Annotated in this window: 14 protein-coding genes; 11 read left to right on the forward strand and 3 right to left on the reverse strand. The window is 57.1% G+C overall.

From position 1 onward, the window contains the following. Positions 1 to 4: 4 nt before the first annotated feature. Positions 5 to 1096, reverse strand: a complete 1092-nt coding sequence (locus HBA55_RS25910; protein WP_166997432.1) for an LLM class flavin-dependent oxidoreductase — start codon at positions 1094 to 1096, stop codon at positions 5 to 7. Positions 1097 to 1305: 209 nt separating this feature from the next. Between HBA55_RS25910 and HBA55_RS25915 the strand changes: the two genes are divergently transcribed. Next, complete coding sequence (locus tag HBA55_RS25915) at positions 1306 to 2541, forward strand: amidohydrolase family protein (RefSeq protein WP_166997434.1); 1236 nt, start codon at positions 1306 to 1308, stop codon at positions 2539 to 2541. Between the two features lie 9 nt (positions 2542 to 2550). Here HBA55_RS25915 and HBA55_RS25920 read toward each other — a convergent pair whose 3' ends face one another. Next, the gene (locus HBA55_RS25920; RefSeq protein ID WP_166997436.1) at positions 2551 to 3462 is read right to left on the reverse strand and encodes a LysR family transcriptional regulator; all 912 of its coding nucleotides are present in this window, start codon (positions 3460 to 3462) and stop codon (positions 2551 to 2553) included. Positions 3463 to 3574: 112 nt separating this feature from the next. On the opposite strand from HBA55_RS25920, the gene HBA55_RS25925 reads away from it, so the two are divergent. The 3 genes from HBA55_RS25925 to HBA55_RS25935 are packed head-to-tail and all read left to right on the forward strand — an operon-like array spanning position 3575 to position 5504. Continuing rightward, entirely contained in the window at positions 3575 to 4081 is a 507-nt protein-coding gene (locus tag HBA55_RS25925) for a flavin reductase family protein (RefSeq protein ID WP_166997439.1), read from the forward strand. 24 nt (positions 4082 to 4105) lie between these two features. Continuing rightward, positions 4106 to 4891 carry an alpha/beta fold hydrolase gene (locus tag HBA55_RS25930; RefSeq protein WP_166997444.1) on the forward strand — a complete coding sequence of 262 codons (786 nt, stop codon included), beginning with the start codon at positions 4106 to 4108 and terminating at the stop codon, positions 4889 to 4891. Then, a complete protein-coding gene (locus tag HBA55_RS25935) occupies positions 4884 to 5504 on the forward strand; it encodes a carboxymuconolactone decarboxylase family protein (RefSeq protein ID WP_166997446.1) in 621 nt (206 codons plus the stop codon). The genes HBA55_RS25930 and HBA55_RS25935 overlap by 8 nt, the downstream gene beginning before the upstream one ends. Here HBA55_RS25935 and HBA55_RS25940 read toward each other — a convergent pair. Further along, positions 5501 to 6397, reverse strand: coding sequence for a LysR substrate-binding domain-containing protein (locus HBA55_RS25940; protein ID WP_166997448.1), 897 nt, complete (start codon positions 6395 to 6397; stop codon positions 5501 to 5503). The two genes, HBA55_RS25935 and HBA55_RS25940, sit on opposite strands and share 4 nt — an antisense overlap. A 123-nt stretch (positions 6398 to 6520) precedes the next feature. Here HBA55_RS25940 and gorA point away from each other — a divergent pair, with 123 nt between their 5' ends. The 7 genes from gorA (at position 6521) to HBA55_RS25975 (ending at position 18149) form a co-directional block, all read left to right on the forward strand. Continuing rightward, the gene (gene gorA / locus HBA55_RS25945) at positions 6521 to 7888 is read left to right on the forward strand and encodes a glutathione-disulfide reductase (RefSeq protein WP_166997450.1); all 1368 of its coding nucleotides are present in this window, start codon (positions 6521 to 6523) and stop codon (positions 7886 to 7888) included. A 15-nt stretch (positions 7889 to 7903) separates the two neighbouring features. Beyond that, positions 7904 to 8302: a hypothetical protein gene (locus HBA55_RS25950; protein WP_166997453.1), complete on the forward strand. Its 399-nt coding sequence runs from the start codon at positions 7904 to 7906 to the stop codon at positions 8300 to 8302. Between the two features lie 278 nt (positions 8303 to 8580). Next, on the forward strand, positions 8581 to 10086 hold the full coding sequence (locus tag HBA55_RS25955; protein ID WP_476704293.1) for a circularly permuted type 2 ATP-grasp protein: 1506 nt from the start codon (positions 8581 to 8583) through the stop codon (positions 10084 to 10086). 2 nt (positions 10087 to 10088) lie between these two features. Continuing rightward, positions 10089 to 11024, forward strand: a complete 936-nt coding sequence (locus tag HBA55_RS25960; RefSeq protein WP_166997455.1) for an alpha-E domain-containing protein — start codon at positions 10089 to 10091, stop codon at positions 11022 to 11024. A 69-nt stretch (positions 11025 to 11093) separates the two neighbouring features. Next, positions 11094 to 14573: a transglutaminase family protein gene (locus HBA55_RS25965; protein WP_166997456.1), complete on the forward strand. Its 3480-nt coding sequence runs from the start codon at positions 11094 to 11096 to the stop codon at positions 14571 to 14573. Positions 14574 to 14698: 125 nt separating this feature from the next. Next, positions 14699 to 17266, forward strand: a complete 2568-nt coding sequence (locus HBA55_RS25970; RefSeq protein ID WP_166997458.1) for a circularly permuted type 2 ATP-grasp protein — start codon at positions 14699 to 14701, stop codon at positions 17264 to 17266. Between the two features lie 4 nt (positions 17267 to 17270). Further along, a complete protein-coding gene (locus tag HBA55_RS25975) occupies positions 17271 to 18149 on the forward strand; it encodes a transglutaminase family protein (RefSeq protein WP_166997460.1) in 879 nt (292 codons plus the stop codon). Positions 18150 to 18169: the final 20 nt, after the last annotated feature.

The raw sequence follows: 18169 nt of genomic DNA on the forward strand, positions 1-18169 counted from the left end.
CCTCTCAGTGATTACCAATCGCCGCATTGATACGAGGCATAACCTGCTCGGCCATCAGCACCATCGATCGACGACCAAGATCGGGGTCGGCCCAATCGTGTCCGGCATACACCAACTGACCGAAATCGCCAACATTTTCGCGCAACGCCAGCACCTGATCGGTGACGCTCTCGACATCACCATAAATCACCAGTTTATCGAGCACATAGTCCAGGGTGACGTCACTGTCGGGCATGTCCGGGTCCTCTTTAAACAGATTGAGACGACCACCGGCCCGGAGCTTGGTTAACAGTTGCTCGTAATAAAAGACATAGGGACTGCCCGGATCACAGGCATAACGCCGCGCCGTGTTCAGGTCATCGGCGACACAGATATTCTTGGCCACACGCCAGTTGGCGCTATCGATTTCACGACCAACCCGCTCACACCCTTCCACGTACTTTGCCCAGTGTGTTTTGACCCATTTCGGCAACAGGAAATTGGCGGAAATAGGGTCCCAGCCGCGCGCCGCCATCTCCGTCACCCCCTGGGAAAAAGGTGCAACAGCGGTTCCGATGATCGGCGGACAGGGCTTCTGGTAGGGTTTGATAATACTGCCCTGGCCAATCTCGGGCATCATGGTTTTTTCTGTGCTGACTTCGTAGTACTTGCCCTTGAGATTATAGGGCGCCTCGCCTTCCCAGATGGCCAACACCATATTGATGCACTCCAGGAACATCTCATTGCGGTCCTTCTCCAGATTGCCAAAGACTTCGGCATCGGACATCAGGCCACCGGGAGAAATACCGAAGTTAAAGCGCCCCTCCAGCATATGATCCAGCATGGCCACCTCCGCGGCAATGCGAGCGGGATGAGAGTTGGGCATATTGATCGTGCCGGTACCAAGGCGAATGTGTTTTGTCTCGTAGGCCAGACTGGCCATAAAGGCAACGGTAGAGGGAATCACTTCGGCCAGGTCGGTGGTGTGTTCTCCACAGTAACCCTCTTTAAATCCCAACCGGTCGGCCAGGAGAAAAGCTTCGCGGTCTTCCCGCAGACTTTGCGAGACCGGTTTACCCACCGGATGAATGGGCATGGTGAAGAACGATAGATCCATAATTTTCTGCCTTTGCCGTCAAGAGTGCGTGCATAAATCCTGCGACAATTCAGGCAGAAGAAAAAATTATCTTTTCTTATGCGAGACATCAAAAACCATGATGCCCATCGCCCGACAGCAATAAATGCCAAAGACCAAATTTGACACAACTCTCATATTTGAATAGCTTTATACTCTGAAGAAATCGAGACTGCAACCGGAGCAACCTAATGAGCATTACCCGAAGAAACATATTGAAATCCGCAGCCTGGCTATCCGCTGCACTTGGCACGGGTATCCCCGCTGTTGCGGCACGCTCATCCGATGCTGAAGAACACGCACCCCGAGACTTCAGGCGTATTGCCACTGAAGAAGCCTTCTCGACCAAAGCCGTGTTTGGTGCACACCTCGAACTGCTGGCCAATCATCCGGAGACGGAGCCCGGCTTCTCACATTTCTGGGAATCGGCCCTGGGAACCCCAGGGGAATGGATCGCAGAGTTCTCCAATGTTATTGGCGGCAATGGGGTTGCCGGTCTGGCGGATTTTATCAGCTCTACGGTAGCGGCTACCGGAAGTGAGAGTTCGGTCACCTCTATTGCGAAACTGATGGACCTGGGCGAGGACCGTATCCGCATCATGGATGAAACCGGTGTCGCCATGCAGGTTATTTCCCTGGCCTCCCCCGGCGTTCAGGTCTTCGAGGCCGACCAAGCGACTGAACTGGCAAGTTCCTCCAACGACGAACTGTCCAGAGCCATTCAAAGGCACCCAAGCCGCTTTGCCGGACTGGCGGCCATAGCGCCACAATCCCCCGAACAGGCCGCAAAAGAGCTGGAGCGCGCCGTGCGCCAGCTCGGCCTGAAAGGAGCGATTATCAACTCCCACACTAAAGGCGAATACCTGGATGAAGAGAAATTCCGCCCGATATTGGCAAAAGCCAACGAGTTGCGGGTGCCCCTTTACCTGCACCCGAGAACACCTTCACCACAAATGCTGGAGCCATTTACCAAATATCCGGGACTGGCTGCGGCAACCTTTGGATTCAATGTGGAAACGGGCTTACATGCTTTGAGATTGATACTCAGCGGTGTTTTTGACGATTACCCCGACTTGACCATAGTACTGGGGCATATGGGTGAGGGCCTGCCCTTCTGGATAGACAGAGTCGACAATCGCACCGCTTTTATTCATTCCGGCCCGGGACCCAAACCTCGCAAACTCAAGAAAAAGCCCAGCGACTATTTGCGGGAGAATTTCTATATCACCACCAGCGGCATGGATTTTGAGCCGGCCTTGATGTTGGCTTACCAGGTTGTGGGGCCGGAACGCATGATGTTTGCGATCGACCATCCCATGGAAGACGGCAGAAATCCAGTGCGCGTCCTGGATAATGCGCCGCTGAAAGACGACGACAAGGAAAAGATTTACCACCGCAATGCGGAACGCTTATTTGGTTTATCCTGACAGAGCCACTCAGATGTTCTGATGCCAGACCAATTGCCGGTCCAGTTCCTGTTGCAACTTCTCGGCAAAGATCTGTGCCGCCGGAGACAGGCTGGCGGCCTTGGGCTCAATCATCACGTAATCAACGTGCGAAGGTCCGCCAACAATGGGGTTCAATTGTCGAACCTCGCCGCCTTTGTCTGCACTGCACAGAATCCCCGGCAATATCGTCTTCCAATCCGAATGGGCCACCAACTCCAGGGTACCCAGCATGGCATCCAACTCCAGTATGGCCGCAACCTCGATACTGTGAGTCTGCAGATAAGCATCGATTTTGGCCCGGCGGGCATTGTCGGGACCGGGTAAAACCAGCTTCAAAGGACCGATTTTGGCGAGATCCACAGGCGTTAAATGCTCGCCACCCGGTGCCGACACCAAAAACTCCGGATCGGAGCCCATCAAGTGGTAACGGATGCGGGTGTCTTCGCCACTGGCTGGCGCCGGTACTACGGCGAAATCAAGCAACCCCTGGACTACGTCCCTGGTCAGTTGCGCACTATAGGCTTCGAGCACCGAGGTTTGCACCAGTGGGTACTCGTCGGAAAACTGAATCAAGGCCGGAGGCAACACAGAACGGGTGAATGTCGGCATCAAACCGGCTTTCACGCTACCGCTGATCTCACCCTGCATGGCTTTCATGGCTTGAGTCGCTTCAGATACCCCTCGCAGAATCTGAGTCGCATAGCCATAGAAGCGTCGGCCCATTTCCGTAGGCACCACGCCTTTGGCAGAGCGTTCAAACAGTGGGCCGCCAAACTGTTCCTCCAGGTCCTTTATCTGCATGGAAAGGCCTGACTGGGTGGCATGGGCCCGAGTGGCACCGCTGGTGACAGACCCTTCTTCATAGACAGCGACAAAGTACCGCAACTGTTGCAGCTTCATGGCAGCTCCTTATGGGCATCAGAAAACCTGAAAGAAATTATAAATTAATATAATTTGTTCTGATGCCAAAAGCCACAGTAAGGTAGCCCTTCCATTCACGGAGGGCACCAATATGGCCAACAACACGTCACCGTCTGCGGACAACACTATCTCACCTGCCGTACTACGCGACGCACTGGGTTGCTTCCCAACCGGCGTTGCCATTGTGACCACGCTGGGAGACGACGGCGCACCGGTTGGCCTGACCATCAATTCCTTCAGCTCGGTTTCGCTGCAACCTGCACTGGTTCTCTGGAGCCTGATGCTGTCCTCTCCAAGTATCGAGGCTTTCCGCAAACACAGGGCATTTGCCATTAATATTCTTACCCTGGACCAGGGGGACTTGTGTATGCAGTTTGCCCGCCCCGCCGATGATAAATTCGCCAATGTGCCCTGGAGCAAAGGTTACAAAGGTGTTCCGGTCTTAGACGGAGCGCTTGTCACCCTGGAGTGCGAGATGCACAACATCATCGAGGGCGGCGACCACGAAGTGTATATGGGTGAAGTCAAACGGATTCATAAGACAGAAAATCCGCCACTGGTGTTCCACCGTGGTCAATTGTCAGAACTCGCCTGTTAATTCACAAAACGGATTGGTATCACTGTGGAATTTTCCAAGTTGAACTATCGCATCGACGGGCCCGCCGATGCCCCTTGGCTGACACTCGCCCACTCACTCGCCACCGATATGCGCATGTGGGAGCCGCAAATTGCCGCGCTTAGCCAACACTTTCGGGTTTTACGTTTCGACGCCCGCGGGCACGGCGCCAGTGATCACCAGACGGATACAACGTCAATGTCAGATCTGGTCGACGATGTATTGCGGTTATGGCACTCACTGAACATCGCGCAAAGCCATTTTGTCGGCCTGTCGATGGGCGGAATGACCGGTGTGGGGGTTGCCTTAAAAGCCCCCGAAAAAGTGTTGTCTCTGGTCGCTTGTGACTGTCGGCTGGATGCGCCGCCCTTTTTCCGAGACATGTGGGACCAGCGTATCAGCGCTGTCAGACAACAGGGTATGGAGGGGGTTCTCGAACAAACACTTTCAACCTGGTTTACGCCCGAAAAACGTGCGCAAAACGATCGACTCATTCAGCAAGTCAGCCGGATGATTCTTGAAACTCCTGTAAGAGGTTACCTGGCCTGTGCGGATGCACTCAAAGGACTGGACTACAAAGGGCACCTGTCGGAGCTAAGTGTGCCCACATTGTTTATGGTTGGCGAGCAGGACGGACCACACCCGGAAGAAATGAAAACTCTCGCTGAAATGACCCCGAACGCTCAGTTTCAAGTCTTGGAAAACGCGGCCCATCTCAGCAATATGGAACAACCCGACGCGTTTAATCGTGCGGTGTTAACTTTTTTACATAAGGACCCCTCCAGTGCCTGATGACAACCACCGCCTCTCCCCACTCGATCCCAAATACTGGCATGCCGATCTTGAGCCCATAGTGGACGACATGAACGGCGCTCCCATACATGTTCATCAACTGATGGCTCACAATCCGGCCCTGCTTAAAGCCTGGTGGAATTTTCGCAATCACTCAGTCAACGGCGGCACCCTGGGCAAACGCAGCGGAGAGCTGGTGATTCTGCGCGTTGCCGTTCATATGCAGGCGTGGTACGAATGGGCCTCCCATGTGGATCGCAGCCTCACCTGTGGAATAACGGCAAAAGAAATTCAATGCATTCTGACGTTCCCGCTGGACTCGCATTGGCAAACTGCCGACGCAGCGCTCTTGACGGCTGTGGATGAACTCATTCAACGCCACCGCATAACGCCCGCAACCCTGGCCAGACTTGAGGACCATTTCACCACAGAGCAAGTGATGGACATCATCGCCATACAGGGGATGTACGTCATCCTGGCGGGAATGATTAATACTTGGGGCTTAGAACTGGATCCCAACGTACACCAACGGATAGAGAAACATACCTGCGAACACGACTTCAGGACCGCTGCCGCTGAATTTGCCGCCGTCGCCGGCGCCGGGGAGGACTAATCCATACACCGCATGGGCAGATGCTCCAACAGAAAATCGATAAAAACCCGCACCTTCGACGGCAGGTGTTCCCGGTGGGGATAAACGGCGTGAACCTCCTGTACCTCCTGATTGCAGCGTTCCAGCACCGGCACCAGGCGCCCGGCCGCAATGTCCGCCTCCACCGTAAACTCCGCCAGCCGTACCAAGCCCCCTCCCTGCAGGGCGTGCTGGTGCAGCATATCCACCTTGTCGGCGATAAAGTCGCCATCAACCTGAATCGTTTCGCGCCCTTTTGAGGTCTTCAGCGTCCATTGATTAAACGTTGGCGCACCACTCATGGTCAGGCAATTGTGATCCCTGAGATCCGCCGCCTTTTTAGGCTCACCATAAATCGCCAGATAATCCGGGCTGGCACAGATAATTCGCCGACTTTCACAAAGCTTGCGAGCCACCAGCGACGAATCCTTCAACTCCCCCATGCGCAAAGCCACATCCACCCCCTCTGCCACCAGATCCACCATCACCGGCGTGATCTGCAGACTGAATTTGAGCTGCGGGAACTGCGCGCGAAACAACGGCATCACTGGCACCAGGCAATACTTGGCAAAATCCGCCGTACTATTCACCGTTAACAACCCACGAGGCTCGCGGCCAAAACCCGCCAGCAACTCCTCGGCGTCATCAATCTGATCCAGTATGGAGACGCAACGCTGCAGATACGCCTCCCCCGCTTCCGTCAACTTGACCTGCCGAGTGGTGCGATTAAACAACCGAGTACCCAGACGATGCTCCAGACGCGTGACAAGCTTACTCACCGCTGAAGGCGACAACTTAAGCACCCTCGCGGCGGCAGAAAAACTGCCCGCACGGGCCACCTCCACAAATACGGACATCTCCGTCAGCTTATCCACAAGAGCTCCCACACCATTAATGAATATATTTCACAAGTCCTTACACATTATTGCCGGTTATCACACCAATAAAAAGCCCCTAAAATCGCTCTCCAATACAGATTCAAACCGACCGAGGTCACCATGAACAACAGCAACTACGACTACGATCTATTCGTCATTGGCGCCGGCTCCGGCGGGGTACGCGCCAGCCGCATTGCCGCCAGCCTGGGAGCCAAAGTCGCCGTTGCCGAAGACCGCTATATGGGCGGCACCTGCGTCAACGTGGGCTGCGTCCCTAAAAAGCTCTACGTCTACGCCAGCCAATTCAGCGAAAACTACCGGGATGCCGTCAATTTCGGCTGGGACAAGGTCACCCCCGGCTTTGACTGGAATACCCTGCGTGATAACAAAACCAAGGAAATCCAACGCCTCAACGGTATCTACGAAAACCTGCTCGACGGCAACGATGTCGACATCGTCCAGGGCCGCGGCCGCATCACCGGCCCTCACCAGGTCGACGTCAACGGCAAGACCTACACCGCCAAACACATCCTGATCGCCACCGGCGGCTGGCCCTATGTGCCGGACTTCCAGGGCAGTGAACACGTCACCACCTCCAACGACGTCTTCGACCTGGAACAATTCCCCCAACGCGTCATCGTCGTGGGCGGCGGCTACATCGCGGTGGAATTTGCCGGCATCTTTAACGGCCTCGGCGCCGACACCCGCCTCCTCTACCGCGGCGAACAAATCCTGCGCGGCTTCGACCAGGAAGTGAGAGACTTCGCCGCCCATGAAATCGCTGCAAAAGGCGTCGACATCCGCGTTAAGTCCAACATCGAACGCGTCGAAAAACTCGACGACGGCAGCCTCCGCGCCACCCTCATCAGTGGCGAACAGCTCGATGCTGACCTAATCCTCTACGCCACCGGCCGGGTTCCCAACACCCAGGGCCTGGGCCTCGAAAACGTCGCCGTCAACACCAACGACAAAGGTCAGATTCTCGTCGACGACCACTTCCAGACCGACCAGCCCGGCATCTACGCCCTCGGCGACGTCACCGGTGGCATGGAACTCACCCCCGTCGCCCTGGCCGAAGGCATGGCCCTGGCCAAACACCTCTGCGGTAACCAACCCGTGAACATGGACTACGACAACATCGCGACTGCGGTATTCTGCCAACCCAACATCGCCACCGTGGGCCTGACCGAAGAACAGGCCAGGGATCGCCATGACAACGTCGACGTCTACCGCAGCGCCTTCCGCCCCCTGAAAAATACCATCAGTGGCAGCCCTGAGCGCACGCTTATGAAACTGCTGGTAGACCGGGACAGCGACCGCGTTCTCGGCGTGCACATGGTGGGCCCCGAGGCCGGCGAAATCATCCAGGGCATTGCCATCGCCATCAAAGCCGGCGCCACCAAAGCCATCTTTGACAGCACCATTGGCATCCACCCCACCGCCGCCGAAGAATTCGTCACCATGCGCACGCCGGTCACTGCGGACTAGAAGGAACCGGGCCCCATGTTGATACGCTACCTCGGACAACTGCCACTCGCCAAACAGATCCTCTGGTGTTACCTGATCTGGTACCTGTGCATAGCGGCCCTGTACCTCGACACCAGCGCCTCGCTGTGGCTCAACTCCCTGGGCATCTCACTGCTGGTGGGCTACGCGCTGTTTCTGAGCACCGGCCCCGGCACCCTGCAACGAATCAAACAGCAGTTTTGGCAATCTCTGCGCCTGTTCCTTTGCCCGTTTCTGGTGTCGAGCTTTTCGTCACTGGTAAAGGGCAAAGGATTTTTTTTGCTGTTCTCCCCTCACCTGTTCGACAACCTGACGGGTTTTGCCGCCTGTCTGACCTTCCTGATCACTGTCCAGGGCGCCACGCTGCTGCATCGAAACAAGGCTCCCGCCTCCTGATTCCTGTCGCGCTCAGAGCGCGCTGCTACGGGTGGGGTGATCTGTAGCAGCCCCACCAAATAAGGCTGTACAAGCCCAAATTTGTTGGTACAGTAGCTGCATACTCAGTGTGGTTAAGATTCAAAGCAAACTGCATTCATATAAGGATGATGAACAGAGATGTGGACACCCCTACATCCTCCGCTGAAGATAATAAACTTTGCGAATTCTCTTGCAGCTACACCCCCTCCCCCCATCGTCCCCCCAGACGAATACATCGATGTCCCCAGCAGTAAGGTATGACTATGGTTCCAAAAGAAAAAACCTCGTCCAACGCCTGGAACGACTACCAACCCGGCGACTTCTACGACGAACTTATCAGCAGCCCCGGCAACGCCCGCAAACCCGCACAAAAACTCTACTCCTACCTTAAATCACTCAGCCCCGACGACATCGCCTCGCGCAAACAAGCCGCCGAATCGGCCATCCGCGAAATGGGCATCAGCTTCACCGTCTACACCGATGAGGGCAACATCGACCGAGCCTGGCCCTTCGACATCATCCCCAGAATCATCACCAAGAAACAATGGGACAAAACCGACGCCGGCCTCAAACAGCGCCTCCAGGCCCTTAACATGTTTATCGATGACCTCTACCACGACCAGAAGATCATCAAAGACGGCATCATCCCCGAATACGTACTCAAACAGTCCGCCAACTACCGTCCCGAATGTGAGGGCATCTCGCCCGCTTTTGGCGTCTGGGCACATATCTGCGGCACCGATTTGGTGCGTGACAAAGACGGCGAGTTCTACGTCCTGGAAGACAATCTCAGGGTTCCCTCCGGCGTCTCTTACATGCTGGAAAACCGCTCCATCATGAAACGGGTGCTGCCCGAAGTCTTCGAAAAGATCCATATTGCCCCTGTGGGTGACTACACTTCGCGACTGTTCGAAACCCTGACGAGCCTGTCACCTCGAAAAATCAAAAAACCCGTGGTAGCGGTACTGACTCCAGGCATCTTTAACTCGGCCTACTTTGAACATGCCTTTCTGGCTCAGAAAATGGGCGCCGAACTGGTGGAAGGCAGCGACCTGGTGGTACAGGATGACGACTGCGTCTATATGAAAACCATTGGCGGCCTGGAACGGGTCGATGTCATCTACCGCCGCATCGACGACCTCTTTATCGACCCCGAAGTCTTCCACAAAGACTCCGTTCTCGGTGTGGCCGGACTGATACGCGCCTGGCGGGCGGGTAATGTGGCACTGGCCAATGCCCCGGGCGCCGGTGTCGCGGACGACAAAGTGGTCTATGCCTACGTACCGCAGGTGATCAAATACTACCTGGACCAGGACCCACTGATATCCAATGTTGAGACCTACCTTTGCTATGACGACAAGCAGCGCCAACATGTGCTGGCCAACCTGGACAAACTGGTGGTCAAACCCGCCAACGAATCCGGTGGTTATGGCATGCTGATCGGCCCCCACTCCACCAAAAAAGAGCGCGACACCTTCGCTGATCTGATCAAGGCCAATCCCCGCAACTATATCGCCCAACCGACCCTGGCCTTATCCACCGCGCCGGCATTTATCGGCAAGAATAATGTACCGGAACCCAGGCACCTGGATCTGCGCCCGTTTGTATTGCAGGGCAAAGACAGCTACGCCACCACCGGTGGTCTGACTCGGGTGGCCATGAAAAAGGGCTCCCTGGTGGTCAATTCCTCCCAAGGCGGGGGCAGTAAAGATACCTGGATTGTGGACACCAGTTCCTCGACCAATGTTTCGGAGGGCCAGTAATCATGTTGTCACGAGTCGCCGAACGCGTTTATTGGGCCGCCCGTTATCTGGAGCGCGCCAGCAGCACCGCGCGCCTGGTCAGCAGCTACGAAAACCTGCTCTACGACCTGCCCGTGGACTACAAGATGAGCTGGTACAACCTGATTGTTATCAACGATCTGGAGGAAGCGTTTAACGAGCGCTACAGTAACCGTACCGAACGCAATGTCATTAAATTCCTGCTGGCGGACGAAGAAAACTTCTCCTCACTGGTAAATTCGCTCAAGGCCGTCAAGGAAAACGTTCGCACCACCCGCGACGTGGTACCCGAAGAAGCCTGGGAGTTGATCTGCGAACTCAGCCTGTTCGCCAAAGAAAACCTGGAGCAGGGGCTCAAACGCCGCAGTCGCCATGAGTTTCTCGACGAGATTATGAAGGGCTGCCTGCAGATTACCGGGCTGCTTGGCGCCAGCATGCCCCGGGATGCTGCTTGGGAATTTCTGCAGCTGGGTTTGAATATTGAACGGGCCGACATGACCACCCGTTACCTGGAGGCCGGTCTCACCGCCATCCTGGCCCTGGAAGAAGACCAGAAGATGGTCAACGCCCAGCAGATCATCTGGGGCAGTGTGCTGCGTTCGCTGGGTGCCACCCAGTACTATCTGCGCACGACCCGCACGCCGGTAAAAGGGCATGAGGTGCTTCCTTATTTATTACAGGACCCGCACTTTCCAAAGTCCATTGCCCACTGTCTGCGGGCCATCGTCAGCGCTTGCGAAAAATTGCCTCAATCCGAGCAGGCTGTCACTAAATTGAAAGCGGTTGAGCGCAAGCTGGCCACCGAAGTGGATTATGAAAACCCTGGTGAAGTGGTGCTGGAACATCTGAACCAACTCCAGATACAGCTGACCGGCAGCCACTTTGTGATCAGCGAAGCCTGGTTTCCCGCTGAGGTCTGAACACCCGGCTTAACGATAACGCCCGGCCCCGAGCAGGTTTAATCTACGACGTACGGACACACCACGAACATGACGATTCGCGTTGCCCTTAACCACAATACCTATTACGAATTCGACCGGCCGGTAAGCCTGTCGCCCCATACCATTCGCCTGCGACCGGCACCCCACAGCCGCACCCCCATCCACAGCTACAGCCTGAAGGTGGAACCGGCCAACCACTTTATCAACTGGCAACAGGATGCCTTTGGCAACTTCCTGGCGCGGCTGGTGTTCCCGGAAAAAACCACCAAGTTCTCCGTGGAAGTGGAAGTCCAGGCGGATATGACCGTCATCAACCCCTTTGACTTTTTTGCCGAAGACTACGCTGAACACTTCCCCTATAAGTACCCGGCCCAGTTAAAGAAAGAACTGGGACCCTACCTGGAAAAGGGCAAGCACGGCGAGCGATTTAAAAAACTGCTCAAGTCCATCGAAGAACCCTTGAAAAAGCTTCAAAAGGACGAGAAAGCCGCTGCCAAAAAGGCCAAGGACAACAAGGAGGAGCGGGAAGAAACCCTGCTGCCACGCACCATCGATTTCTTCGTCCAGGTCAACCAGCAGCTGGAACAAATGATCGAATATTGCGTGCGCCTGGAACCCGGCGTACAAACCCCCGAGGAAACCCTGACACTGGCCAAGGGTTCCTGTCGGGACAGCGCCTGGCTGCTGGTGCAGCTGTTCCGACACCTGGGGCTTGCCGCCCGCTTTGCCTCCGGCTATCTGGTGCAGCTTAAACCCGACGAAAAGTCACTCGACGGTCCCTCCGGTGCCGAACAGGACTTTACCGATCTACACGCCTGGTGCGAAGTGTTTCTCCCCGGCGCCGGCTGGGTCGGCCTCGACCCCACCTCGGGTCTGTTTGCCAGTGAGGGCCACATCCCCCTGGCGTGCACGCCTGACCCGGTTTCCGCAGCACCGATCGAAGGATTCACGGACAAGTGTGAAGTCACCTTCGAACATGAAAACGAAGTCTCCCGCATCCTGGAGGACCCCCGGGTTACCAAACCCTATAGCGACGACCAGTGGGCAGAGGTGATCGAGCTTGGCGATCGGGTTGACCGGGAACTGGACGAGATGGATGTGCGCCTGACCATGGGCGGCGAACCCACTTTCGTGTCTATCGACGATATGGAATCGGAACAGTGGAACACCGGCGCCCTGGGTGAAGACAAACTGAGCCTGTCCAAAACCCTGCTGTTGCGACTGCGGGACCACTTTGCCCCCAATGGTCTGCTCCATTACGGCCAGGGTAAGTGGTACCCGGGTGAAGAAGTCCCCCGCTGGGCCCTGGGCGTTTTTTGGCGCAAGGATGAAGAACCCTTTTGGCAAAACCCCAGCTTGTTGGCTCGGGTCGATACCAACTACGGCCACAACATCAAAACCGCACAGAAATTTGCCTGCGAACTGATCAGCCTTCTGGGTGTAAAAAAGAAGTTTGTGCAGGCGGCTTACGAAGACGCCATGCATTACCTGATGCAGGAGCGCAAGTTGCCCACCAATATCGATAAGGCGATTGCCAACGCCAAGGACGATATGGAACGGGCCCGGCTGGCGCAAATTCTGGAACGCGGTTTAAAAGTCCCGACCGGCTACCTCCTGCCCCTGGAGTGGAATTCCGTCGCCGAAGTCTGGAACACCTGTAAATGGGAAACCCGCCGCGACCGTATCACCTTGATCCCCGGGGATTCCCCCATGGGGCTGCGTCTGCCCCTGGGCGACCTGCCGGTATCGGCGGAATCGGAATTGCCCCCCGAGCGCGACCCCTTTGACGAGCGCGAGCCCCTGCAGAAACGCAGCAACATGCACTTCCCGGTCTCCGCGTTTGAGGAAGCCAAGCTCTATAAGAAAGTCCAAGTCACTAGCGACCAGCGCGACGACGACGGCAAAAAGATCAAAAAGAAAGAAAAGGTGCTGCAGCGCCCGGTGATTCGCACTTGCCTGTGTATAGAGCCGCGCGACGGTCGTCTGCACGTATTTATGCCACCGGTCTACAGCCTCGACAACTATGTGGAGCTGATTGCCGCCATTGAGGAAACCGCCAAAAAGCTGGGCGCCCCGGTCATTATTGAGGGCTACGAGCCGCCCAAAGATCCGCGCCTGCAAAAACTGTTGGTGACACCGGACCCGGGCGTGATCGAAGTCAATATCCATCCGGCCGGCAGCTGGCGGGAGTTGGTGTCCAATATGACCGAACTCTACGCCGCAGCCCGCGAGAGTCGCCTGGGCACCGAGAAATTCATGCTCGATGGTCGTCACACCGGCACCGGCGGCGGTAACCACATCACTCTGGGTGGCAAAACCCCGGCCGACAGCCCGCTGCTGAGACGCCCCGATCTGCTGCGCAGCCTGGTGACCTTCTGGCAACATCACCCCAGCCTCTCCTATGTGTTCTCCGGCGCTTTTGTGGGGCCCACCAGTCAGGCGCCCCGCGCCGATGAAGGCCGGGATGAAATGCTCTACGAAATGGAGACCGCCTTCCAGCAAATGCCCGAAGGTCTGGCGGACCAGCCCTGGCTGATTGATCGCATTATGCGCAACCTGCTGATCGACATCACCGGTAATACGCACCGGGCGGAATTCTGCATCGACAAACTCTATGCCCCGGGCAGCTCCAGTGGACGCCTGGGTATTCTGGAATTCCGCGGCTTTGAAATGCCGCCCCACAGCCGTATGGCACTGGTCCAGGCGCTGCTGATCCGCACCATGATTGCCCGCTTCTGGAAACAGCCCTATAACAAACCTCTGGTGCGCTGGGGCACCCAGTTGCACGACAAGTTTATGCTGCCCCACTATCTATGGGCGGATATGCAGGAGGTGGTGCAGGACCTCAATGACCACGGTTTCCCCTTTCAACTGGAGTGGCTGCTGCCATTCGAGGAGTTCCGCTTCCCCCATTACGGTCGCACGGAACTGCGCAATATGGAAATCGAGCTGCGCTGGGCGGTGGAACCCTGGCACGTGCTGGGCGAAGAGGCCGGCAGCTTTGGCACCGCCCGCTATGTGGACAGCTCCGTCGAGCGCCTGCAGGTACGGGTTAGCGGCATGACCGAGGGCCGCTATGTGCTGGCCTGCAACGGCCGCCGGGTTCCCCTGACCAATACCGGCCGCCAGGGCGAGAGTGTGGCCGGCGTGCGCTATAAAGCCTGGGCACCGCCCTCGGGCCTGCATCCCACCATCGATGTACACACGCCACTGGTGTTCGATCTGATTGACACCTGGAATGGGCGCTCTATTGGTGGCTGCACCTACCATGTGTCGCATCCCGGCGGACGCAGTTATGAGACCTTCCCGGTCAATGCCTTTGAGGCGGAGTCCCGGCGGGGTAATCGCTTTGACACCCTGAGTCATACCAGCGGCCCCTATACGCCGAGGCCCGAGGTCGACGCCCTGAGGGAGTTTTTCCCGATCGGTAATCCGCCACGGCCGATGGAGCCACCACCGGAGGAATCGCCGGATGAATATCCGCATACGCTGGATTTACGCCGCAAGGTCAATTGGGCAGGAGGATAGAAACTGTTACGGGGTGATGCTACATATAGATAGAAAAACCAGGGTGGTGGACGCCGCGCGTCCCGCCCTGACATAATGTCGCCCCTTTTTCCGCGCCGTCGACAAAAGACACAGGTAAATCCGTGATGCAGTCACAGTCCGCCAGCCAGTTTCAGCTTGTCGAGCCCTCTGAGCTGACCTACCAGCACAGCGATACCGCTCGTGACGAAGTCTTTGACGCCGACGGCAACCCCAAACCCCATTGGGACAAGCTGCTGGGCAGCCTCAAAACCATGGGGCCGCGGGCCTTTAACGACCGTATCACCAAAGCGCGCCGGATCCTGCGAGACGACGGCGCCACCTACAATATCTACAGCAACAAAGCCTCCCCCAGCCACACCTGGGGTCTGGATCTGGTGCCCTCGCTGATCAGCAGCGAAGAGTGGGCGCAGATCGAGGCGGGGCTGCTGGAACGAGCCGAACTGTTCAACCTGATGCTAAGGGACCTCTACGGCCCCCGCGACCTGATTCGCCAGCGCGTGATTCCCCCCGAGGCGCTGTTCTGCCACCAGGGCTTCCTGCGCGCCTGCCAGGGCATACAGGTACCCGGTGAACACGAGCTGATCCTGCACGCCGTCGATCTGATGCGCGGTGAAGACGGCGAAATGTGCGTGTTGACCGACCGCACCCAGTCGCCCAGTGGCGCAGGTTATGCCCTGGAAAACCGCACCGTGATGTCGAGGGTGCTGCCAAGCCTGTTTCGCAACAGCCAGGTGCACCGATTGGCCAGCTTCTTCCAGCAAATGCGGGCGAAACTGACCTCCCTCTCCCCCAACCAGGACCAGCCAAGGGTGGTGGTGCTGACTCCGGGCGCCCACAACGAGACCTACTTCGAGCACGCCTACTTCGCCAACTACCTGGGCTTTCATTTGGTCCAGAGTGGCGACCTGGTCGTGCGCAACGGCTATGTCTGGATGAAAGCACTGGACGGACTCAGCCGGGTAGACGTAATCCTGCGCCGGGTGGATGACCTGTTCTGTGATCCTGTGGAACTGCGCAGTGATTCCCAGCTTGGGGTCGCCAATCTGCTGGAAGTGGCCCGCGCCGGTCGCGTCGTTATTGCCAATCCCCTGGGGTCCGGTCTGTTGGAGAATCCGATCTTCCTGAAGTATCTACCGGAAATTTCCAAAGAGCTGCTGGGCCGCGAACTGCGCTTAAAGTCCGTGGAAAACTGGTGGTGCGGCGACCCCAAAGATCTCCAATATGTGCTCGCACACCTGGACTCCCTGGTAATCAAACCCATCTTCCGGGCGCCGGGACGCACCAGTGTCTATGGCGGAACCCTGACCAAGGAAGAGCTGGGCGAACTGCGCCAGCGGATTCTGCAGCGCCCCATGCAGTACGTGGCGCAACCGTCACTGGAGGCCGGCCTGCTGCCCAGCTATTGCCACCAGCAGTTAGCCCCCAGGCCCTCTATATTGCGCAGCTTCGCCGTGGCCGGTTCCGGCTCCTATACGGTAATGCCGGGTGGGCTTACACGGGTGGGCGTCGAAGAAAGCTCCTTTGTGATTTCCAACCAGGTGGGCAGTCAAAGTAAGGACACCTGGATCATCAGCTCCGAACCCATGGACCCGGCCTACCAGACCGACATCAGCGATGCGGCGGCGCCGACTCGCGATGCTGACCTGATCAGTCTGCCCAGCCGGGTGGTGGAAAACCTGTTCTGGATGGGCCGCTACGCCGAACGTGCCGAAGCCTCGCTGCGCCTGCTGCGCACCGTGTTTATGATGCTCAATGGCGAGGAACCCATCTCCCGCGCCTGTCAGCGCCAATTGCTGGAGACGGTCACCAGTGTCACCGCCACTCGGCCGGGGTTTTTGAATGCCAGCGAGGAACTGATCGCCAATCCAGACGAACAACTGTTGCGAGTGGTGGAGGACGCCGACCTCAGCGGCAGCGTGCGCTCCAACCTCAACGCCATGCTCTATTGCGCCGACGAATCCAAGGAGCTGCTGTCTTCCGATACCTTGCGGGTCATCAACGACGTGCGAGATGCGCTCTCGGAACTCGAAGCCTCCCTGTCCGGTGGCCTGGCCGCTGCTCCGGAGGAAGCCCTGGACCCATTGGTTACCGCCCTGATGGCGCTATCAGGCCTGGCCCACGAAAGTATGGTACGAGACTTCGGTTGGCGTTTTATGGATATCGGCAGACGTCTGGAACGCTCGCTGCAAACCACCAATATCATCAATAACCTGGTAGTACCCGAAGCGGCGCCTGCCGACCAGCACATCTTGCTGGAAAGCCTGCTGTTGTCTGTCGAAGGCCTGATCAGCTATCGCCGCCGCTACCGCGCTCGCATTGGCGTGCAATCGACGCTGGATCTGGTGATGATGGACACCACCAATCCCCGCTCCCTGCTGCACCAGCTGGAACGACTGCATCAGCACATTGACAAGTTGCCGCGGGCGCCGGAGGCCCGCCACGAACTGTCACCGGAAGAGCGCACCATCCTGCAGGCGGAAACCCAGGTGAAACTGTCACTGCTCACCGAACTTAATGCCCGCGAAGATGGCCAGCGTACCCAGTTGCAGCAGACGCTGGCCAATGTCTCCCAGGCACTGGGCGGACTCAGCGAGCTGATCAGCGACAAGTACTTCAACCACAGAGAAACCTCGCGCCAGCTGGTCAGCAACAGCAACTGGGAGAACAATTAGTACTATGCGATACCGGGTTAAACACATCACCGAGTACCTGTACAGCGACAGCGTCTCCCACTGCTACAACCTGGCCCATATGATCCCTCGCAGCAGTCTGCGCCAGACCTGTCTCCACAGTGATGTCAAAATCTCTCCCATGGCCGCCCACTCCTCCCGCCGTGAGGATTATTTCGGCAATCAGGCCTACCACTTTGAGATCCAGCGCCCTCACAAAAAGCTGGTAATCACCGCCACCAGTGATGTAGAGACCCAGGAACAAAGTGCCTCCGTGGACCTGGACCTGGGCATCACCTGCGCAGAAGCCCGCGAGCAGTTAGCCCAGTCCACCCGCCCGGACCTGTTGCTGTCCAAGGAGTTTATACTCGACTCCTCCATGATCCGGGTCAACGACGAGCTGCGTGACTTTGCCACCCCCAGTTTTGAGGATGATCGCCCCCTGCTGTCAGCCACTATGGAGCTGACGCGACGAATCTTTAAGGAATTCACCTACTGTCCCGAGTCCACAACCATCGCCACCCCCCTGGCCGATGTGCTGAAGAATCGCAAGGGAGTTTGCCAGGATTTTGCCCACCTGCAGATTGGCTGCTTAAGAGCGCTGGGGTTTCCGGCCAAGTATGTGTCCGGCTATCTGGAAACACTGCCGCCGCCGGGAAAAGAGAAGCTGGTGGGTGCCGACGCCAGTCACGCCTGGTTGTCGGTCTATTCGCCTACGGAAGGCTGGTTTGAATTTGATCCGACCAATAATTGCCTGGCATCCGAGCAGCATATTATTACGGCCTGGGGACGGGATTTTTATGATGTGACGCCGCTGAAAGGGGTCATTTTCGGCGGCGGTGAGAGCCCGGTGTTGAATGTCTCGGTTGATGTTGCCCGGGTATAAAAAGCGGGCTTCTAGAGCGG

Source organism: Pseudomaricurvus alkylphenolicus (genome assembly GCF_011683955.1).
In the GTDB taxonomy this organism is placed as follows: Bacteria; Pseudomonadota; Gammaproteobacteria; order Pseudomonadales; family Cellvibrionaceae; genus Pseudomaricurvus; species Pseudomaricurvus alkylphenolicus.